Source organism: Bradyrhizobium sp. AZCC 1578 (genome assembly GCF_036924675.1).
Taxonomy (GTDB): Bacteria; Pseudomonadota; Alphaproteobacteria; order Rhizobiales; family Xanthobacteraceae; genus Bradyrhizobium.
Genome location: NZ_JAZHRZ010000001.1, coordinates 6,134,104 through 6,154,344 on the forward strand (window position 1 = coordinate 6,134,104; position 20,241 = coordinate 6,154,344).

The 20,241-nt window shown below is 57.1% G+C and carries 17 protein-coding genes; 10 read left to right on the forward strand and 7 right to left on the reverse strand.

Annotated elements, in window-relative coordinates:
* Nucleotides 1-414 precede the first annotated feature (414 nt).
* From V1290_RS29455 to V1290_RS29480, 6 genes are all read left to right on the forward strand, one after another.
* Entirely contained in the window at nt 415-705 is a 291-nt protein-coding gene (locus V1290_RS29455) for a hypothetical protein (protein ID WP_065749371.1), read from the forward strand.
* A 343-nt stretch (nt 706-1,048) separates the two neighbouring features.
* Entirely contained in the window at nt 1,049-1,480 is a 432-nt protein-coding gene (locus V1290_RS29460; RefSeq protein ID WP_334367616.1) for an NUDIX domain-containing protein, read from the forward strand.
* 404 nt (nt 1,481-1,884) lie between these two features.
* Complete coding sequence (locus tag V1290_RS29465; protein ID WP_334367617.1) at nt 1,885-2,259, forward strand: hypothetical protein; 375 nt, start codon at nt 1,885-1,887, stop codon at nt 2,257-2,259.
* Nucleotides 2,260-2,617: 358 nt separating this feature from the next.
* Nucleotides 2,618-2,818: a hypothetical protein gene (locus V1290_RS29470; protein ID WP_334367618.1), complete on the forward strand. Its 201-nt coding sequence runs from the start codon at nt 2,618-2,620 to the stop codon at nt 2,816-2,818.
* Nucleotides 2,819-3,047: 229 nt separating this feature from the next.
* Nucleotides 3,048-3,440, forward strand: a complete 393-nt coding sequence (locus V1290_RS29475) for a hypothetical protein (RefSeq protein WP_334367619.1) — start codon at nt 3,048-3,050, stop codon at nt 3,438-3,440.
* A gap of 186 nt (nt 3,441-3,626) precedes the next feature.
* On the forward strand, nt 3,627-3,956 hold the full coding sequence (locus tag V1290_RS29480) for a hypothetical protein (RefSeq protein WP_334367620.1): 330 nt from the start codon (nt 3,627-3,629) through the stop codon (nt 3,954-3,956).
* A gap of 386 nt (nt 3,957-4,342) precedes the next feature.
* Here V1290_RS29480 and V1290_RS29485 read toward each other — a convergent pair whose 3' ends face one another.
* From V1290_RS29485 to V1290_RS29500, 4 genes are all read right to left on the reverse strand, one after another.
* A complete protein-coding gene (locus V1290_RS29485; protein ID WP_334367621.1) occupies nt 4,343-4,867 on the reverse strand; it encodes a DsrE family protein in 525 nt (174 codons plus the stop codon).
* Nucleotides 4,868-4,893: 26 nt separating this feature from the next.
* Entirely contained in the window at nt 4,894-5,376 is a 483-nt protein-coding gene (locus tag V1290_RS29490; RefSeq protein WP_334367622.1) for a hypothetical protein, read from the reverse strand.
* Between the two features lie 140 nt (nt 5,377-5,516).
* Nucleotides 5,517-6,503 (reverse strand): TAXI family TRAP transporter solute-binding subunit, encoded by a 987-nt coding sequence (locus V1290_RS29495; protein ID WP_442895083.1) that lies wholly within the window; start codon nt 6,501-6,503, stop codon nt 5,517-5,519.
* An 82-nt stretch (nt 6,504-6,585) separates the two neighbouring features.
* Entirely contained in the window at nt 6,586-9,072 is a 2,487-nt protein-coding gene (locus V1290_RS29500) for a hypothetical protein (RefSeq protein WP_334367623.1), read from the reverse strand.
* A gap of 497 nt (nt 9,073-9,569) precedes the next feature.
* Here V1290_RS29500 and V1290_RS29505 point away from each other — a divergent pair, with 497 nt between their 5' ends.
* Nucleotides 9,570-9,983 (forward strand): hypothetical protein, encoded by a 414-nt coding sequence (locus V1290_RS29505; RefSeq protein WP_334367624.1) that lies wholly within the window; start codon nt 9,570-9,572, stop codon nt 9,981-9,983.
* Between the two features lie 337 nt (nt 9,984-10,320).
* Here V1290_RS29505 and V1290_RS29510 read toward each other — a convergent pair whose 3' ends face one another.
* Complete coding sequence (locus tag V1290_RS29510) at nt 10,321-11,928, reverse strand: calcium-binding protein (protein WP_334367625.1); 1,608 nt, start codon at nt 11,926-11,928, stop codon at nt 10,321-10,323.
* A gap of 291 nt (nt 11,929-12,219) precedes the next feature.
* On the opposite strand from V1290_RS29510, the gene V1290_RS29515 reads away from it, so the two are divergent.
* Together V1290_RS29515 and V1290_RS29520 are read left to right on the forward strand one after the other, a co-directional pair.
* Nucleotides 12,220-12,534, forward strand: coding sequence for a hypothetical protein (locus tag V1290_RS29515; protein ID WP_334367626.1), 315 nt, complete (start codon nt 12,220-12,222; stop codon nt 12,532-12,534).
* Between the two features lie 380 nt (nt 12,535-12,914).
* Complete coding sequence (locus tag V1290_RS29520; protein WP_334367627.1) at nt 12,915-15,668, forward strand: Ig-like domain-containing protein; 2,754 nt, start codon at nt 12,915-12,917, stop codon at nt 15,666-15,668.
* Nucleotides 15,669-16,832: 1,164 nt separating this feature from the next.
* Here the strand turns inward: V1290_RS29520 and V1290_RS29525 are convergent.
* A complete protein-coding gene (locus V1290_RS29525; protein WP_442895022.1) occupies nt 16,833-17,177 on the reverse strand; it encodes an H-NS histone family protein in 345 nt (114 codons plus the stop codon).
* A 779-nt stretch (nt 17,178-17,956) separates the two neighbouring features.
* Between V1290_RS29525 and V1290_RS29530 the strand changes: the two genes are divergently transcribed.
* On the forward strand, nt 17,957-18,319 hold the full coding sequence (locus tag V1290_RS29530) for an H-NS histone family protein (RefSeq protein ID WP_334367629.1): 363 nt from the start codon (nt 17,957-17,959) through the stop codon (nt 18,317-18,319).
* Nucleotides 18,320-18,733: 414 nt separating this feature from the next.
* Here the strand turns inward: V1290_RS29530 and V1290_RS29535 are convergent, their stop codons facing one another.
* Entirely contained in the window at nt 18,734-20,212 is a 1,479-nt protein-coding gene (locus V1290_RS29535) for an exopolysaccharide biosynthesis polyprenyl glycosylphosphotransferase (RefSeq protein WP_334367630.1), read from the reverse strand.
* Between the last annotated feature and the right edge of the window lie 29 nt (nt 20,213-20,241).

Here is a 20,241-nt window from a genome sequence, read left to right on the forward strand (position 1 = left end):
CCATCGTTAGAAAAACTGAGGGCGGCAGCTATTATTACGCACGCGCTCGCCGTTCAGATGACCGAATTGCTGAAGTTGCGAGAAGCGGTCCAAAGGGCCGAACAGGCAACGGCGGTCAAGAGGCCCGCACGAAGTCAGCGCGGAAATCAGCCTTTTTCCAGATCGGTAGCTTGGCGGTCCGATTCAATTTCACTGGAACATTTTCACCAAACGCGCATTCGAAGCGGCACAAAGAAAACAAAAGCTCTCCCTGGCAGATTATTCATGCAATCGCAGTGGCGATGAAAAAGATTGCGGTCGCTTTCTGGCGGCCGGGCTGTTCTCAAATGATCGCAAATACCCGCCCAAGCTTGTGGAGGCGCGCCAAAGCCAATAAAAATGTGGGGTTTTTTGAGTAATTTTATTGGGGTGAGGATGCGTATTGCTGGAGCAACTCTTCTTATCCTCGGTTTCGTACTATGTTTTGCTATAGACGACTGGGAGTTCATCGGCTTATTTCCTATGGTTATCGGCCTCATACTCCTAGCCATCGCAGAGAGGAAGGCATCAGCTCTCGCGTTGGCGCAAGCCGCATCGCGCGCGCAGATGGAAAAGCAGGCGCCGCGTCCCTCCCAGAAGCAATTGCCGACAGCAGACACAATTGAGGTGAGCTCAGAGGTGCTGCAACTGCTCGAAAAATTAAATCGAAGCTCAAAGCCTCGATGAATGCACTGTCGAACGGGGGAGCGTGCGTGTCTGTCCAGCTGATAGAGCGAAGTGAGTAAGCGAGATCACGGCTGCGGCATCAATTGATGCTCATCCTTGATGGTCATCACATCATCGCGGAAATCGCTATCGGCCTATGCGAAGCGGGTCTTGTTTGCTAAGGGGCCGCCCGCAAGGCATGGGTCGCTGCGAGGCCATCACGATTTTCGGTCACGACAAACTGCGATGCATGGGCGGGGCAGGCGACATCGAGCAGAATAATTTGATCACCCCTGGAAGTGCCGCATGAGGGAGAGCGCAAATCGGAGGGGATCAAAGAGCGGTGGTGGCAAGGGATTGCGAAATGAAGGACAAGCAGTTGCGGTACCGCGAAACTACCGGTGCGATCGTCATTGATACTTTTGGGCGTTACCTGTTTCAATTGCGCGACAATGTTGACGGCATCACCAACCCGGGCAAGATTGGTCTATTTGGTGGTCACCGCGAGGGCGACGAAACTTTCTTGGAATGCATGGTTCGCGAGCTACACGAGGAGATCGGATATTTTGTCCCAGCGGATCGCTTTGAGCATCTTGGAAGCTTTGAGGGTGCGGACATCGACAGCGAGGGAGGAACGATCCACGGATATCTTTTCGTCGTGCGCGATATTCCAGTGGATGCGCTGGCCATCACCGAAGGATCTCTCCTTATCGTAGAACCGGTGGAGCTTGCCGAGATAGAGCCCAGGCTTGTACCGACTACTCGTCTTGCATTGAAAGCTTACCTGAATACTTGACGGAACACTTTGGTGTGTTTTTGAGCCGCCTCTCTAACCATGGCGACCGGCAGCGACCAACAAAATTGCGGAAAGCGGGAAGCGTCCCTCTTCGCGCCACGGTAGCCCGAATTTGGGCGGCTTCATTGTGGCCTTGATGCACCAGTCAGGCAAAACCTTCTCTTTATGAAGTCGAATCTTTTTGACTGATCAGAAGAAGCGGCCTTCGCTTATTGCCATGTTTGATGCCGTAATCGCATTTCTGTTGGTTCTAGGTCTCGGAATTTTCGTGGCCCACGGCATCGACTCATTACGGTCGTAACTCTCCTAAGTCCGTTCCGTCTAACTGAAATCCCGCGCCGCAATCAGGAGCGTATAAATAGCTTGAGTACGAAGCTTCGACTTTCTTTGTAGGAGTATTGGAAATGGAGACATTCTTCAAAGTCGTTGGCTGGACTACTGCCGCAGTTCTGGGTGCTGCGGTCTGGAACGTATTTCCTGAATACCGAACAATCATAAGTAGCATTTTAATCGCACTATTTATCTGCTACGTGTTCTCTGTGCTTGTGGGGGTAACGGTTAGGCGGCTCATCGGCGATGAATTGCTGGAGCTTCGTCTTCAAACCAATGCAACTGCCGACCGCCTCGAGCTCATAGACCGTAAGGTAACCGCAGTTTTAAGGGATGCACTTGAGCAGCGCCAAGCGCGAACTCAAACACTGCCTTTCCGACCGATCGTGTCAGCGCGTACTCCTGAGGCGGTCCGGCCGCGGGATTCAATTGGCTCAGTTCGCAATTAGATCACGGAAACGGTCAATCAATGAGTATATCGCGAGCCGCTTGGTCAGCACTGACGCCGGGACGCAACAGTCTGGACGATACAAGCAATATGAAGGCGGGTAACGTAAATTGCGGGCTTGGCGGAGGGGCGGGCGGGTCCTTGGATAGGCGCCCTGCAGCCGGCGGCACGGTGGGCCCAGCGGGTAAAGTGTCAGAAGTCAAATGCTAGACCATCGCCAGGACGCCGCCGCTTAACCACCACTCCGTTTGTTATTGACAGCTTACTCGCCGACGATAAGCTCGAGCGGGCGAGTTCCTTTTTTAAGCCAAATACATTGACATATCTTTTAATGATGCATCGATTGAGGGTAACGACCCATGATTGAAGAGAGTTTTGTTCGATTACGAACGCATCGCAATAACGTGCAGCGCTACCGGCAATTGCTGAAGACGATGCTAACGGACGCTGAGCGCCAGTTTATTGAACGTCGTCTGTTAGAAGAAGAGTCGGCCATCGAGTCCTTGGCCACTCTTCAAGGGAGACCCGGTGTGCGGGGCTGGGAATTGCCCAAGCACTGAGGCCCGTTCTCAATCATGTTTTGAGGTCGATTCGTCGAGTTGGAACGGCGTGTATTGGTGGTCTAAGACAAGTGTACGGCGATAGCTTCATCGTCGGGCGCCTGCCAGCTTTTGCCGCGCGAGACCGGGGCAATTCCCCCGGGGCGATCCCGGGGGTCCCGCCGCATGGCCGCCGCATTTTCCGCGTTTCTACTTGGTTGTTAATCAGGGAAGCCGGTCGGGAGGGGGAATGAAATTTCTGAACCTCTGGCACGAAGCGCGGGCCAATGTTCTCCGCAAGCGATACGAAGATTTGAAACCGCGGATTGATGCGGCAGATCCTGCTGCAAAATCGGCGTGCTTTGGTGTTGTAAAGTCGAGTTTCGAGTTTCTACGTAGGCGCTACGCGAGCGCCTCCAGCGCAGAACGAAGGGAAGTTTTGAAGCACGCTTCAAAAACTATACATCAACTATCGGATGCAGGCGATTGGCCGCGCGCGCTGGGACTAACCATTATCATGTTCAATCTGGAAGCGTGTTACTTGCCGGGCGATGACGCGGCTGTCTTGAAGGGGGCCACCGATGCCTTGTTAAAAGAGGCCTGCACATATCCTGAACCCCGGCCCTTAAGAGAGGCGGGTTGAAAGATTTTCGAGTTGCAGAACGTTGAATTGAATACTGCCGGGGTAGGGGCCTCGGCGGCCCGTCTGCATCCCCCTGGGGTGATTTCTGTTGACGCTGCATTCAATTGGCGATCAAGATTGACCATCCGTGATCGCGATGCAAAATTCTCCGCTTTTTAATAGACAGTTTCTAAGGGCATAGGAAAATTGGAGCAGCCGGAACGCAAAATCTTCACGCTCGATATCAATGGAACGCCGACGCTTGCTCTTCAGGCGCAAGACATCGAGTTTGCACGCGGTATGTGCGCGGTGCCAGAGTTCCGTTTGGATTTGCATGGGATCAGCTCGGACGGCGTCCCCGTTTGCCCAGTGGATTCTGTGTTCGGGCTTCGGCCGGCTACAGAGAAAGAGGTAGCCGCCTTCGAGCGTGCTGTTGGATTGGCGCCGGCTGCAGATGATTTCACGTTTGTTATGCTGATTGAGGTAGACAGAGTGGAGGTTGTGGCAATTACCCGCCAGGCTAACGACGCTGCTTAGACTTCCTTTCGCCGAGTCGGGCGAATTGCTCGGCGTAGGTGGCGTAAAGCTACTGCCTCGTCGGTTACGGAGTTACTCTTGTCCTGAGTGAAGGTTGCGAACCCCTCATCTCAAGACAGGACGCCATGCTGCGCTATCCTCTTGGCTGTGCGCCGGCCACAGCGTCCTACCGCGCGAGCGGTTTAATCCTTTGGTTCGGCGGCGGCGTAGGGCACGGCAGGCCGCCGAATCCTGCCGCCAGACCCGTGTAGCACAGGTTATGAACCTAGCTGGCGCTTTGGCAGCATCAACTGGACCGCGGCGCCAGGATTGCCGCATCCGCTGGGCCTGGTCCGGCGCAACGATTGGTTGGACCAGATTCTTTGCCCATGGCAGCAGTGGGCGCGTCACGGCTTGACGTAGGTCCAGCCCTGCTCCTGCAGTTCCATCACACGCACCACGCCCGACTTCACGACCTTTGCTTCCGAGATCAGCGGGATCTCCTTGCCCTCGTTCCTGCCCATGTTTTCGCGGGTATTGCTGCAGGCCTCGAAGGAAATCGAAGGCTGGCTTTCCGAGAGCGCCTTGATCCTCGCTTTGACCGGCGAAGTGTCGTCGCGCAGCATATGCAGGCCGGGACCGAACGTGACGATGTCGATATTCACCTTCTCGCCGAGGTCATGATAATACTGAGCTACGTTGCTCGCATTGTTAAGCGCCAGATTCATCATCGCCGGCTCGTTGCTGTTCACCTGCAGAATAAGGCGGTGCGGCTTCGTGGCATCCTGAGTGGGCGTCATTTTGGTAACGGCCGTGAGCTTGGTCGCCTGCGTAGACTGCTTCTTGTTCACCTGCGCTTCCGACGGCGGTGCGACCAAGAGCAGTGCTGCAATTGCCGCGGTGGCTCCAGCCATTTTTCCAAGTCTTGTCATGTGAGTTCCTTCCTGTCCCATGACCATTAGTTGCGTGGCCTGGCAACGGCATGTGGCCATTTGCATGCCGTCGCCAGCTTCTCGCGGACAGTCTTCAGGCCGCCAAGCAAGAAATGTCCCTCGGACGCCACACCTATTCGCGAGGAAAGGCGCACAGCGAATTCCCCCTCATCGGGGAGCGACTGTAACATGCGCACCACGTCGCCCCTGGGCGCGGCGCCAACTCCGAATGATGGGCGGGCAGCGGGAAGCTGCACTGGGAGATCGTCATTGACGCGGTAGGAGATCAGGTATTCCTCGGCGCTGCGCGAGACCCCAGGTCCCGTGATCACGAGTTCGGTCCGACCGCCGCGGCAGTGGATCGAGAGCTGCATCGTGGCGCTATCAGAGCCGCCGCGAGACGACGTGGTCGCCACAACGACCGGTGAATAGTCCACGGGCGAGGTGGTCTCGCTGACAAGCCAGTTGTCAGTGTCTGCCGCGGCCGCCTGTGTGATATTGCGCGGCATTGTTTCCAAACATTCCTGCCGCGCGGTAAGCTCCACATTAGAGCACGCGCGAAGATGCGCCATTGCTTCGCTGGCACCTTGCGCGAAAGTCATGCTGTATGCTGCGTCTAACAGCACAGCGAGCGGGAGCGCGGCTCTCTTCACGGCCGCGCCTGTGCACTGCGCGCCGCGCGATCCAGCCATTCCTGCGCGGCCGAGAAGCGGTCTAGCCCGGGGACGGTTGCGGCGAGATTGATCGACTTCCATTTCGGATCGAATCCCGGGGCCTGCAGCCGGTCGATCCGCGAGAACAGATGATCCACGAAACGGGCGACACGCGGGTAACGGTTCGATCGCCGCGACCAGTTGAACGCAACCAAGGCGGTCGGCACCGCGATCGTTGAGATGCGTTCGCCCTGCTTGATCAAATTGGGATATTCGCTCGCCTCAAGCGTTGCCGGCAAGTAGTAATCCTCGAACTTGCTGTCGAAATTGACGGACAGAAATTTATAGCCTTCGTCCCAGCGTCTGCGCACAAAAGCGTCAACCGGCTTCGAGGTGATGAAGAGGACGGCGGCAATCTCGCCTTTGCGCATCTGCTCCAGCGCGATCGGGTGCGGAATGAAGGTCTTTTCGACATTGATGCCTAGACGGCTGAAGATGAGCGGTCCTGAATAGGCAGCGGCCGTGCCCTGGGTGTTGAAATTCACTTTCTTGCCGGCGAGGTCTTGCAAGGTTGTGATTTCAGGTCGCACGAAAATATGCAGCTCCGACGGGAATAGGTTGAGGAGATAGGTTATGCGGCTTCGGATCTGCGGTATCTGGATTTTGTACTCTTCGAGCGCGTCGGAATTGATGATCGCTGTGTCGACGCCACGCAGGTAGAGCAGCGAATTCACATTTTCGGTGGCGCCCCGGGTGACGATCGGCAGAACATGTAGATTCGGACCGTCATCGACGATTCGGGCCATCTCTGCCGCTAGGCGAATGGGCGCGCCTTCCAGCAAACCGCCGGCGAGGCCGACAGTCCAGGCGTTGATCTTTTCTCTTTGGTCATGCGCAGAGGCGCGGCTGATGACTGGCGCTTCGCTCTTGGTCGGCTGCGCGTACACGTCAACCGATTGAAGCATCCAGGTAGCAGGCGCCATCGCCGCGAGGAGCAAAAACAACCATGGTTTCGGCAGCGTGTTCATCTCTATCTCCACTTGTCCTTGTGCGGGTCTGATCCCCTCACTCACGCAATGCGTCGAGTCGCTCCTTTGCCTCTCGAATGCCGCCGCTGTGCGCCTTCGCGTAGAGTTCGCGTGCTTTCGCCGACTCGCCACGCGTTCCATAGGTGCCCCATGCGGACAAAACGACAGGATCATATGTCTGTGCGAGCATGAAACTTGCATGGGCGTCGCCGCTCTCGACGGCGCGCTCGAGTACGATACGCGCCGCGCCGATATTGCCTTGACTGAGCAGCGCACTGGCGCGCGCGATCAATCGTGCTGCCTCTGCCTTGTCCTGCGCATCGAAGGCCATCGGCTGTTTCGCTACGGCCGCGTCTGCAGTCTGCGTCGCCCGGACGATCGGGTTGATCGGACTGTCTTGCGTGCGCCCGAGGGGCTCGCGCTGGTCCGCGGGGCGCCGCGCGGGCGTAAGATCGCGTGCCATTGCTCCGATCTTGTTGCGCTCCTGCTGCAGCGATTGCCGCAGTTCCGCGATGGTGCGCTCCGACGCTTGTCTTTGTCGCGCGACGGCATCCTCCGCCGTTTTCGATCGCACAGATTGAGTCTTTATCTCGCGACGCGTTCCATCAAGCTCGCTCGCGAGTGTTGCGGCACGCGCCTGCGCCTCGTCGAGCGCGCGGCGTTGCTGCTCGGCGCTCGCCGTCATCGCCTGGCGCGCCGCGCCGACCTCCTGGATGAGGCCGCCGATCTTCTCTTGCTCCTGCCGCAGGGAGCCTTGCAATTTCGCAATGGTAACCTCTGCCGCCTGTTTCTGCTGCAAGGCTTCATCGATCGCTCTTTGCGCTTGCGCGGCCTGCATCTCGATCTCGCGCCGCGCTCCAGCAAGCTCGCCCGCGAGTGCTGAGGCACGCGCCTGTGTCTCCTCGAGCGCGCGGCGTTGCTGTTCGGCGGCTGCCGTCATCGCCTGGCGCGCAGCGTCGAACTCCTGGGTGAGCGCAGCCGTCTTCGCTTGCTCCTGCCGTAGGGACTCTCTCAGTTCTTCGATAGTCGCTTCCGCCGGCTGTCTTTGTTGCGTGTCCTCACTCTCCGCCGCTTGCGACTGCGCGACCCGTGTCTCGATCTCGCGACGCGTTTCAGCGAGCTCGCTCACGAGTGCCGCAGCGCGCGCCTGAGTTTCCTCGAGCGCGCCGCGTTGTTGCTCGGTGGCTGCTGTCAATGCCTGGCGCGCGGCGTCGACCTCCTGGGTGAGAGCGGCAGTTTTGCTTTGCTCCTGCTGCAGGGATTCTCGCAATTCGGCAGCGGCGACCTCGGCCGCCCGCTTCTGCCGCACGGCTTCATCAATAGCCGTTTGTGACTGCACGGCCTGCGTTTCGATATCGTGCTGCGCTCCAGCAAGCTGGCTCCAGAGTGTTGCTGCACGCACCTGTGCTTCGTCGAACGCGCGGCGTTGTTGTTCGGCTGTTGCCTTCATCGCCTGGCGCGCAGCGTCGACCTCCTTGGTGAGAGCGGCCGTCTTCTTTTGCTCTTGCCGCACGGATTCCTGCAGCCCGGCAGTGATGGCTTCCGCGGCCCGCTTCTGCTGTACAGCTTCATCGACCGCCTTTTGCCACTGTGCGGCCTGCGTTTCGATCTCGCGCCGTGTCTTGGTAAGGTTGGTCTCGAGTGCCGCGGCACGCGCCTGCGCCTCGTCGAGCGCGTGGCGTTGCTCGGCGCTTGCCGTCACCGCCTGGCGCGTTTCGTCGATCTCCTGGGTGAGGGCGGCCGTCTTCTTTTGCTCCTGCCGCAGGGCTTCTCGCAATTCGGAAGCGGTGGCCTCGGCCGTCTGCCTGTGCTGCACCGCTTCATCGACGGCTTTCTGCAATTGCATGGCTTGCGCATCGATTTCGCGGCGGGCTCCCAAAAGCTCGTCTGCGAGTGCCGTGGCGCCGGCTTGCTCCTGTTGAAGGGACCGCCGCAGTTCCTCCGCCCTGACTTCCGCCGCTTGGCGGCGTCGCGCTGCCTCGTCAAGCGACTTGCTCGACAATGTTACCGCCGTCTCAAGGTCGATACGGATTTGAGCCAGTTCACTCGTCAAGGCGGCAGTTCTTGCGCGTTCTTTGTCCAGAGACTGCTGCAAATCCGCCGTTGCAGCTTCCGCCGCCCAGCTCAGCGGAGCTTCCTCGCCCGACTTGCTCGACGAATTCACCTTGATACCGAGATCGGCAATGTCTCGCAGATAAAAGTGTCTCGCCGCAAAGATGACCATCTCCGTGCGGAAATGCACGCCGATCAACGCAGATGCAACCAGAGTTGCGGCGATCAACGAAGCGATAAACCATCGACGTACGCGATCGTTCTGGAGCGGGCCGTTCGACTGATCGTCTTCCTGATACTGAGGCTCCGCTATTGGAGACCAATGTGTCGGCGTGATCCTGATCGGTCTTCCGTTTTTCCAGACCCATTCCTTCGTCTCAGACGACCAATGCGCGACGTCATAAGCCGATTGATCGTCCTCGACCCAGATTTCCTGTCCGTCCCTCGGAGCGGTTTCAATGGGCTGGCGCAAATGTTACGCCTTTTCAGATGGTGTTATGGGCCACTTCACAATTTACTTCGCAAGTACGTGCTAAACTCAATGTGCGTTTTATAATATTAAATATAAATTAAATCAAATTAATAATGCCGGGCGGCTTTTTTGGGTTCCGGCCGCTCTCGCCGCGTGTGGTTTTTTCAAGGATCACGCACAGGCTGAACAGGCCAATACCCAAGCGGCGCCACATTCGAACGGCTGAAACTGATTGAGCCTCAGGTTTTGTTGACTAGAGCATCTGGTACGGCATCGACCCGGCGGATGGAGCGCAGTTTTCAAGGCGGGCGCGATGAAACTGCCTCATAAGGGTGGGCGGTCGCATTAGATGCCTTGATTGGTGAGCATCGGCTATTTGCTCATGGACCGGGATCGTCCGCACGGAAGCGATTTTGCGCCGAACGTTCGCATTCGTGATAATTTGGTTGTGACGACTCAGCGTCCACCTCGACCAACCATCCTGGAGGAGCCGGAAGATGTTCCAACGATTTCTAAAGGCGCGCAGCGTTGTGAATTTCAAGGCGCGATCGGCCAGCCGAGATACCGAAACGGATCGTGCCCGCGCTACATCCATTTTTCGGTCGATAGAGGATGCGCTGGAAGGCGCAAAGGTAGAACAAGCTGGCCTAAAATCACGTATTGATGACGCGTTAGCGCGATCAGCAGTAACCTTGGGCAATGATTCCGATGAGTATCTGACGCGCGATCCCGAGGATAACCATTATCAGAATTTGCTAGGCAGCGAGATAGCGGAAGGGCAGAGGCGGTTAAATGAGCTGGAAGCGACTATCAGGCATATCCAGTTCTTGAAGACGGCGCTCATCACAAGGTTCCCTGACTTCGACCTTGGACACAACACCTCCCACGCAAAAGATAGTGGAGTGACCTAGAAATGGTCCGATGAGAACGACGCGGTCCGGAATGCGCCGCCTTCAAATGTGACGTAAGCACCCGGTCCAGAAACAGGGTACAATCAGGAGCCGGTACAATAAATTGGCCATGCCCTGCCATATCGAGAGCTACCGCTAAGTCGCCGTCGCGGATCGCATTAGCGGTCTCGTCGGGTAATCAAATTAGGCGCCCATTTGTGATAACGAGGCATGGCGTGGTTGCAGATCCGCGCGACTTGTACCCATACTAGATTCTATTCAGTCGGCTGCAACGAACTTACGTGTGTCGCACTTGATGTCTGTCCTGGCGGAACAATCAAGATGGCTTCCGGCCCGGCTACGCGAACCAAAAGTCACCTGCGCTGAGATTCACGACGCCGGCGACGGTGAGGTCGTTATCTCCATCAAGGTGAACGATGGTGTTTCCACCGATCGCTTCAATACTCAAATCGCCAATGTCATGGATGCCCTCTGCTGCCAAAGCTGTAAGGTCGATCTTGTCTTGCCCCTTTTCGAAATCGGCCGTGTCATGCCCGTTCTCAGCGGCAAAGACGAACGTATCCGCGCCGGATCCGCCAAACATAGCGTCGTTTCCGATGCCGCTTGTGAGCGTGTCGCTGCCATCGCCCCCATCGAGAACGTTTCCTGACCCACCAAAGACGGTGAGTTGATCATTGCCCGCGCCGCCACTGAGGAAGCTTGATCCTATTGAGCCTGACACAACGGTTGCCGTCAGGACATCGTTTCCGGCGCCGCCATCCAGACGATTCTCGGCAATAGAATCGTCTGTAACCACAGGATCGGGGGTTGCCGAAAGGAATGCGGTAAGCTGGTCATCTCCGGAACCGCCATTCAGGATATTCGCGACATTGTAGAGATCCAGCCCGAGATCCGGCCCGCCGTGAGCTACAGCGTCGAGATGTGCCGTGAGGCTGTCTCTTCCATCGCCGCCCTCGAGTTGATTGAGTGCGCGAACAAATCCGCCAAGCGCGGTGGAGTTCGCAGTCAGGTTGTCATTGCCTTTCCCGCCATCGAGGTAATTCGTGACATCCGTGACGGTGTTCTCCCCGTCGGTGGAATGAGTCGCATCGAGGGTGTCGTTGCCATCATCGCCCCAAAGCTGGTTGATACCAATCGGCCTGCCGCTATTGGAGTCTGTCAGGTTGAAGGCATGCAGCACGTCGTTGCCCCGACCACCGTGAAGCTCATTTGTAACCGACTCGGTGAAATTGGATCGCCCCTCAGCAGACGCGTCCAGGACATCGTTGCCGTTGCCACCGAACAATACGTTGCTGGCTGTGCCGCGGAGCGCAGAGAATTCCGTTTCGGCATGAGCTGTGATGTGGTCATTGCCCCAGCCGCCGTCGACGGTGTTCATCGCGATACTGGTTCCGATAACGTTACGGCCATCAGCAACGGCATGAATGGTATCATTGCCGCATCCGCCGATCACGTCGGTTCTGACGGTCACAATTCCAAAGGCAGGAAGCGTCACATTTGCCGTGGCATTGATCGTGTCGTTTCCGCTGCCGCCATCGAGTAGCACATCTGCGATTGGCTCCGTGCTCTGGGGCGTGCTCCCACCCTGAAGGGTGACGGTCGCATCGAGGTCATCGTCGCCTGTTCCGCCGAACTGAATGGCAAGGCCGCGCACAGGCGCATCGCTTTGGAGCGGGACAACAACGGTGGTGGTCAGCGTGTCGTTGCCGCTACCTCCGATCAATGCTGTGCGGTTGAATGCACTGCTTAAAAGGTCATTGCCTGCAAGGCCCAGGACAACATCGCCGTCAGCTTGTGCATCTAGGGCATCGTCGTCTCCGGTGCCAATGATCAAACTGTTGATGGGATAAATAAGGGAGAGCCAATCAAAGGCAGAATCCGCAGAAGACTCAGTCCCCATTAATTGCTGAACGGCCCGGCTTTTTGTTGAATTGGCATTCGTCATCTTTTCCTCCATGGCACCCAGACAACGACATCGACCAAAATCCAGCGCTGAAATCGTATTAACTGAAACATACTAGGTCGATTTAATTTGGTTGGCGATGAGATAATTAAATTAAAAGTTGCATCGTGTCCAATCACATTTAATTTGTGAATGTGAGAGCAGCCGGGCGGCAATGAGCGCGGACGCGATTACGATTGCGGCGGGGCGTGCATCACCGCCGGCCGCGTGTTTCGCCATGAAATGGTTCCTTATTCTCGGTGGGGAACCCTTGCTGGGCGGAAATGACATCTAATGACATCGCAGACTTCAATGGACTGTCGTGCAGGAACATGGACGACGCCCCAGCGCTATGCGTCTCTCATGCGTTTGACGGGAGACGGTTTGCGCGACTTCAGCTCCAGCTTCGCGGTCCGCCCAGGGCAGGTGGAAATGATCGGTGACAAAATCAGAGGCTACTTTTCCAGCAGACAATCGACCCGACCGCGCCTGTGCGTCATTGAACATTGTCACTCGCTGATCGCTCCTGCTGAAATTGAAGAACAGCCGACGATCTTGTTGCCAAACTCAGGGCTCTCAGAACACCGCGCGCAGCATCCGCCGTGCTGAATCGCATTGCATAGCGCGAAAGTTCCCAAGCTTCGATAAGTTTTGAAGACAAGCCGGCGGACGATATGCCCATCTGACGAGAGTGAGGGACGAACCCCCGACGAACTTGGCAGCGAAACTGAAGAAGAATCTGAAGCTGGAAGCTAAGTCGACGAGCTGCTGCACTAAATTCCGGCGCGGGAACTTTGACGGGACAATTGAGAAATCACCTTGGGTGGGCCGACATGTCGTCCCAAAAAAGCCTCCGCCGACGGCGACCTCCTCCGTCGGAATGTATGGTTGGCGACGACGGGACCACACAACACGGTAACGTTGGTCGGTACAACGGTTGCTCAATAGAAAACCGCTGCGTGCACGGATGCGGCGCTTAAGGAAACACGATGGCCACCTACGACAACATCCCTCTCAGCTGGAACGACCCGTTGTTAAGCGGGGTTACGAGTTCGAGTTCGGTCACGCTCCGAGATGGCGGGACGCTTTCATATAAAAGTATTGTCGACAACAGCGGCAATCCGTCCGTAACAACCGTAGGCGCCGGCTCGTTCACCATCGACCACGTCCGTATTGATTCAAGGGAAGGTATACGCCTTGCGGGTGACGGGGATGTCACCATCAGTAATTCGTACATTGAAACGGCCGGAATAGCAGACGATCATGCCGATGGAATTCAAGCCTATGCCCCTGGCAGCACCGGGAATGTGACCATCACAAATACGACAATTGTGAACCCCGACAACACCGCTGTTGGAATGTTCATTGCAGATGATTACAGTGGGACATTTACTTTCGATAACGTGGTGTTTCAGAGTGGTCCGTTTGGCTTGCGTATTGCCGCGGATGCGAACGATATCACCGTCTCCCTCAAAGACGTGTATTTTGTGGGACCATTTATGTTTGACGACTTTCTCTTTGAGGAAGTCAATGCGGACATACACATCACTCGCTGGGAAAATGTACGCTCCGCGACCATCGTGAATGGTGAACTCGTTCCGGGCGAACTTATCCCGCCCCCTTGGCCGGTGGAAGGCGGCGGCAGCTCGCCGACGTCGACGACGATCGACGACTTTTCGAACGACAGCGGCGCGGCCGGTGACGGCATCACCAACGACAGCACGCTGACCCTGACCGGCAGCGCGGCCGCGAACAGCACCGTGAAGGTGTTCGACGGTACGACCCAGATCGGGACCACCACGACCAACAGCAGTGGCGCGTGGAGCTACACGACCGCTGCGTTGTCGAACGGCAATCATAGCCTCAAGGCCACGGCCACCACCACGTCGGGCACCAGTTCGACGTCATCGGTGCTTGCCGTGAAAATTGACACGGTGGCGCCCACGGCCCCGACGATGGCGACGCCCACCAACAACGCCAACGGCGGCCTGAACCTGACCGGCACCGCGGAAGCGAACAGCGTCGTGAAGGTGTTCGACGGCACGGCCCAGATCGGGACCGCGACGGCCAACGGCAGTGGCGTGTGGAACTACACCACCGGTGCCCTTGCGGCCGGTTCGCACAGCCTCACCGCAAGGGCGACGGATGCGGCAGGCAACACCGGCGCGGCGTCTGCCGTGGTCACGGCCAGCACCGGCACCTCGGCACCCCCGGCCACGCCGGCGACCCCGACCATCGCGTCGTTCTCGAACGACACCGGAGCGGCCGGCGATGGCATCACCAGCGACAATACCCTCCAGCTCAAGGGCACCGCGGCCGCCAACAGCACCGTCAAGATTTACGATGGCTCGACCCAGATCGGCACGACGACCGCCAGTTCGACCGGGAGCTGGGACTACATCACCTCGGTCCTGACCAACGCCAAGCATGTGCTGACCGCGACCGCGACCACCTCGAGCGGCCAGACCAGTGCCGCATCCGGTGCGGTGACCGTGACGGTGGATACGCTGGCGCCGACTGCCCCGGCCCTGAGCAGCAACGCCATCGTCAATACCAATCAGGTCAAGCTGTCGGGGACCGCCGAGGCCAACAGCACGGTCACGGTCTACGACGGCACCACGGTCGTCGGAACGGGGACGACAAACTCGACCGGAGCCTGGAGCGTCACGACGAACGCCTTGTCGACCGGCACGCACGCGCTGACGGTCAAGGCTGCCGACGCGGCCGGCAATGTCAGCGCCGCCTCGCAGTCGGTCAGCAGCGTGATCGGTGGGACGTCGCCAACGCCAACTCCGGGTGAGCTAGTCGAATCGGCTGGTGTGACAAGTCTCGTTGAGAGCGGCGGCAAATATTACCTCAACAGCAGCAGCGGATCCGGCCCCACGTTGAAGTATGGCGGTGCGGATTTTGTGGACGGGCAAGATGGCACCTGGACGCCGATCGGTGCGGAGAAGACGGCGACGGGCTATCAGGTTGCCTGGAAGGAGGCGAGCACCGGTCAGTACACGGCCTGGAACACCGACAACAACGGCAACTACGTTTCCCATGTCAGCGCCCTGACCGGCTCCGTGTCGGGCGGCTCCGTGTCGGGCACGAACTATGGCCTTAAATTGCTCGAGACGAGCTTCCATCAGGATCTCAATGGTGACGGACAGGTCGGTGCTTCCAGTGCACCTGCGCCGACTTCGTCCGTCGAATTGACCACCATGTACAAGAACTGGAGCGATATCGTCACGATCAAAGGCGTCGCCGATGCCAACAGTCAGATCAAGCTGTATGATGGCAACGCATCACTGGGAACGGTGAATACGGCTGCCGACGGCACTTGGTCCTTCAAGACATCGTCCGCCGTATCCGACACGGTGCACACGTATACTGCCAAGCAGATCGATAGCACCGGTCAGGTTGTTGGTACTTCGGGCAATGCGATCCTCGGCTCGACAGGGAGCAATACACTGACGAGCAGCTCCGGCGACGATGTCTTCGTTGGGAATGGAGGCGCTGACACGTTCGTATTTGCGCCGAACTTCGGGAACGACGTCGTCAAGGATTTCGGTACATATGGACGGTCCCACGATGTGGTTCAGTTCAGCAAGAGCGTCTTCGACAGTTTCGCGAGCGTTCTCGCCCATGCAACGCAGGTAGGCCAAGACGTCGTCATTTCGGCTGATGCGGACAACTCGGTGACGTTAAAGAACACCAAGCTGGGCGCCATCAATAGTCATGACTTCCACTTCTCGTAGTAGCTCAGCCTGAAAGCGTTCGGATGCGCTCAGCCAAATTTATGAGCGCATCCGAAATATCGGCATAAGCGTTGGTCGTGCGAAGGATCGCCGGAGAAGCAGCAAACGCTGGCTCGCAAACCGCTAGCAGGCATTGATGATCTCCGATGAGCCAGCTAGCGACGGCAACCTAACGCGTTGTTTGTATGAACCTCTCGAACGTTGGCGCCACGGCCAGCAGGTATCAACCTGCCCAGCCGCTAGCCGCCTAATACCTGACTGAAATGACCGCACCCGCTCGATAGCGCCAGCAAGGTCCGTAATGCGCAGGTCCAGGATACCAGCCGGACCCGAAAAACGGCACGGTCAGGGGGGTAGCACCCCGGACCCCTTCTACTAGCTCGCACCGAGCATGGCGAGGTCCGACTGAACGCGGCGGTCTTGCGTACCAGCGGTGCGCGCTAACATCCGCTCCAGCCATCGAAGTCGGCTGAACGGCCCTATCTGCTGCTTCTATTGAGCTCGTGGAAATAGCCAGACATGCGGTCAACGAGACCGACAAAATGAGAATTCGAGGCGCAGTCGACATTACGGTCCCTCTTGTTGATGTGTCCCGAGACTATCCTCAAGCTCCAGCTTGGCCCAGCCCGATCAACAGGGGAAGGTCCCGCCCCGGTATCCCCAACTCCCACGGGATTCTATCCTGAGGCTCGAACTGCCGTGGACTGTTCCCGCTAGGTCCCCTGCCAAGTGCGTTGGCGGGAGCTGATCGGCCACCGTAGCATCCGACCAGATTATCGTCCGGCTTCTGTCGGCGGCCCCTCATTACAACGCATAAACTTCACGGAAACATTGAACCTACTTCCCGCCACCGTCGTCTAATCTTCTCGGGAATTCCAGCTTTCCTGATGCAAGGGGGGCTTCTATGGGTGACGATCTTACAAGCAACGCCTACAATAGAACTCTTCAGGATTCGCTCAAAACAATAAAGCAGGCTAACGAGCAGCTTCACGTTGTGACCAAGGCTAACGCAACACCGGCAGCCCTCACATCATGCATGGAACTTTACGGGATATTGCTTGGGGAAGTCACAGGTATTCGCAGCAACTTAGTGACCTACCTCGAGTGCACGCGTGCAGCGGGCCAAAATTCCTACGCAATAAAATGCGTTAACCGCGACCGGCTTCAAGAGGTCTCGTCGTTGTGATTATCGTCGTCTGCAAGGTTAACGCTTTTGTCTATTACAAAGTCTTCCAACTTCCGTCCGGCGCTTAAGGCGGCGACCAGCCATCTCGGCTGCTTTCCGCGCCCAGACCACTTTTGCGAGGGCTGAGAGGGGTTCCAGTATTTTGGCTGAACTTTTGGATATTTGCGTCGCGGACGGTTGGCAGGCGCGCCCTCAATGTCGCGCATCTCTACGCGGCTCAATTGCGCCAGCCGCCGCTCCAATTGAAGTTTTTCTGTCGTGATTTTTTCGGACAGGAGTTTGGTGAGCTGCTCATGCAAGAGCCAAAGCTCGTCAAAATCCATTGTCTCCAAGTCTGTCCTGCGCATCGCGGGTCCGTTAAGGCTAACAGATTGCGGTCTTTCCGGAAGCATCCAATCCTCGAAATATCGCTGGCGATGACGCCAAATACGTGCGAAGTTTGAATCGATAGGTTTAGGTTTTTAAACATTATTTGATTGTAAATTTAATAATTTAATTCAGTTAAAAGCAAGGGCGTATTTAGGGTTTTGAGCAGAGCGGGTGGGCGTCGGAAAGGGAGCGTGACACGCTGCTATGAAATGATTGGGGTAGGGTCGTTGCTGTAGAGTTTTTGTGTAGGTGCCCAAATGGATTTTCAGATGGATTCTATCGGTTCATCCCTTTCTCGCCTTCAAGATGCGGTTGGCCGCTGCATGGTACCGTCCGCCGCATCGAGTGATGTTAGCCAACTTAGACACCAGATTGAGCTTCGGCAGCGTGTCCTGAAGGATATCGAAGTCATAAGATGCCGGCTGTCGCTTTTCTTTCGCCACAGAGGCAAGGGGCCGCGCAGGAAAGCACAGCGCCGGCGGGGCCGATCGAGCCTTGACGCACGCCAGGACCATGGCTGGCGAGTTCCTCGTCTTTGACTGCAGCTTTTTGATCGGTGCAGTTCAAAGGGCCGCCCAGGCTGGGAATTTCGCGCGGCTAGATTTCTGTGTAAAGCAATCGCGAAGAACGCCAGAATAATCCATTTTCCCGTGGAACCCTTGTAATCCCCCTTGATTGTTATTCGGGGGTGTGACATCGCATTATGTTCTAAGGGGAAATCAAGAGCGACGGCATGGCTCCGAAGAAGATCGATTTAGAGTCCTGGTCTCTGGATGAGCTTTGGGCGCTTCACGGAGAGATCAGCGGGATTTTGTCAGCGCGGATCAGGGCCGAAAAAGGCGAACTTGAGAAGCGCTTGGCGGTGCTTAGTCGCGGCACAATTGTCGGTGATGATTCGGGGAATTTGCAACCGGACCGCAAGCCTCGCCGCAAGTATCCCCGGGTATTGCCAAAGTATCGGAATCCTCAAACCTCCGAAACCTGGTCGGGTCGCGGCAAGCGGCCGAGGTGGCTGGTTGCAGCAGTCAAGTCGGGACGCAAGATCGAAGAGTTCCGGATTGGCGAGGCTGGCACGAAGGCCCGTCAGCGAGCGTGAGCTGATCGACGGGGTATTGTATTATTAACCACAAAATTAATGGGTTGGAGGCGCGGCTGGCGAACTGAGATAACTTGCCGTCAGGCATTATGGATGCGCGGCAGAGGCAAGCGGTGACCAATCGGGATTGGACAGAAATCGAGAATGAGCTGAATGGGCTGGTGCCCGGCCTTCCACAAGGCGAAAAGAGGACGTCGCGCACTCAAAGCGTTCGCCAAACGATCCAAACGGACGAACAGGCGCTTCTGGCGCACATAGCTGACGCTCTGGTCCAAGAGAAACAATACTGACGTGTAATTCCCGGGCTTGAGTTGGCGCTACGCCGGCCATGTTGACTTGCAAGGTGCCGCCTCATTGAGCGCGCCTTGAATCAGTTCGGATCAATCTGCTCGACCGTCAGGCCAATTCTAGCGCCTAGTAGGCGTTGCGACCGCGCAGCACCTCAATCGGTGTCCGGACCAGGATAGCCAGATCCAATCGAGCGCTCCAGTTGTCGATGTACCAAAGGTCGTACTCAACCCGCCGTTCAATGGAGGCGGCGGTGGGTGTGGGTCCTCGACACCCGTGTATCTGCGCCCAACCCGTCAACCCGGGCTTCACGCGCCGCCGAAAGGCATAATTGCGGACAACCTTGTCAAACTGGCCGTCTTGAGAGATGGCGTGCGGCCGCGGCCCGACAAGTGACATGCTTCCGTAGAGCACATTGATGAGCTGCGGTAACTCATCGATGCTCGTCCGGCGCAGCCATTTTCCAACGCGAGTCACACGGCTATCGACCGGCCGCGCCTGGATGACCGATGGCCCGTCCTCCAGCACGCGCATGGTGCGGAACTTGTAGATTGAGAAACTCCGACCGTTGAAGCCACAGCGTTGCTGCCTGAAAAGGACCGGACCAGACGAGTCCAGCTTGATCGCTAATACAACTACAGCAAGCAGCGGCGACAGAATAACCAGGGCAAGTCCGGCGCCGACCAAATCCGTAAACCGCTTGATGGCTCGCTCAAGGAATGTAAGTGGCCCTCGCTGGATTTCCACGCATACGGTGCTGCCAAGGTCCCGCGTGGGTCGCCTGAACATCTCCGAAAGCGCGCCGACGGGTACAAAGGAGACAGGAGTCGGCAGAACCCGCAGTTCGGCGACAAATGCACGCAATTCCGACCACTGGTTCGGATCTGCTTCAACGATGATTTCCTCGACGTTTGAGCCGCGAGCATTTTCAATTACGCGAGCGCTAAGCCGCTTGCGGTGATCAGAACCGAAGCGAGGCGAAGGCAGCCTGAAATGCTTGGTCACACAAAATCCGAGCATGTTCAGCGTTGGCAAAAGTCCCACATCACTAGACTGTGGTTGATCCGAAATCAGGATGATATTGCCGCCGGCGAATTTTCTTTTGCTGAGGCCTGTCATGAGCAAGCTCTTGATGAGAGCTCGTCCGACAACGAGTAATGCAAGACTGGTAAAGGCAAAGGCCATTCCGGCGCCGCGCGGATATTCGTCACTAACGTTGAGCGAGCCGGCCGCAGCGGCTAGAACGATAAATGCGAATAGCAAGGCGCCGCAAACGGCGCGAACCTGACTGCGCAGGACCAGTAGTTCACTTGGATTGTACATACCTTGAATTTTTAACAACGATACGAACATCGCTGATACGACGATGGCCGAGCCAATGGCGTTTGCGAAGCCGGCCGCGGCCCAACTAGTGCAGAGCCGATACAAGAAGACTGAAATGATGCTTGCGAGAACGATGGTGCCGAGATCGGTACAAATCGCGACCAACTCGATGGACCTATATCGGATTGGCCATTTTCGCTGTGCGCCCGAGGGAGGGCTGTACAGTTCGAGGGCTATCTCCTCGTGGAGGCCGGCTGCAACCTGTCGGTTAATAAAGTTCATGCCAGAACCAGACTGTTCGAGGCTTTCTG

Bases quoted from the DNA above. Each gene is read 5' to 3' on its own strand.
- V1290_RS29455 (WP_065749371.1), top strand. From the start codon at position 415: ATGCGTATTGCTGGAGCAACTCTTCTTATCCTCGGTTTCGTACTATGT.
- V1290_RS29460 (WP_334367616.1), top strand. From the start codon at position 1,049: ATGAAGGACAAGCAGTTGCGGTACCGCGAAACTACCGGTGCGATCGTC.
- V1290_RS29465 (WP_334367617.1), top strand. From the start codon at position 1,885: ATGGAGACATTCTTCAAAGTCGTTGGCTGGACTACTGCCGCAGTTCTG.
- V1290_RS29470 (WP_334367618.1), top strand. From the start codon at position 2,618: ATGATTGAAGAGAGTTTTGTTCGATTACGAACGCATCGCAATAACGTG.
- V1290_RS29475 (WP_334367619.1), top strand. From the start codon at position 3,048: ATGAAATTTCTGAACCTCTGGCACGAAGCGCGGGCCAATGTTCTCCGC.
- V1290_RS29485 (WP_334367621.1), bottom strand. From the start codon at position 4,867: ATGACAAGACTTGGAAAAATGGCTGGAGCCACCGCGGCAATTGCAGCA.
- V1290_RS29490 (WP_334367622.1), bottom strand. From the start codon at position 5,376: ATGCCGCGCAATATCACACAGGCGGCCGCGGCAGACACTGACAACTGG.
- V1290_RS29495 (WP_442895083.1), bottom strand. From the start codon at position 6,503: ATGGCGCCTGCTACCTGGATGCTTCAATCGGTTGACGTGTACGCGCAG.
- V1290_RS29505 (WP_334367624.1), top strand. From the start codon at position 9,570: ATGTTCCAACGATTTCTAAAGGCGCGCAGCGTTGTGAATTTCAAGGCG.
- V1290_RS29510 (WP_334367625.1), bottom strand. From the start codon at position 11,928: ATGACGAATGCCAATTCAACAAAAAGCCGGGCCGTTCAGCAATTAATG.
- V1290_RS29515 (WP_334367626.1), top strand. From the start codon at position 12,220: ATGACATCGCAGACTTCAATGGACTGTCGTGCAGGAACATGGACGACG.
- V1290_RS29520 (WP_334367627.1), top strand. From the start codon at position 12,915: ATGGCCACCTACGACAACATCCCTCTCAGCTGGAACGACCCGTTGTTA.
- V1290_RS29525 (WP_442895022.1), bottom strand. From the start codon at position 17,177: ATGGATTTTGACGAGCTTTGGCTCTTGCATGAGCAGCTCACCAAACTC.
- V1290_RS29530 (WP_334367629.1), top strand. From the start codon at position 17,957: ATGGCTCCGAAGAAGATCGATTTAGAGTCCTGGTCTCTGGATGAGCTT.
- V1290_RS29535 (WP_334367630.1), bottom strand. From the start codon at position 20,212: ATGAACTTTATTAACCGACAGGTTGCAGCCGGCCTCCACGAGGAGATA.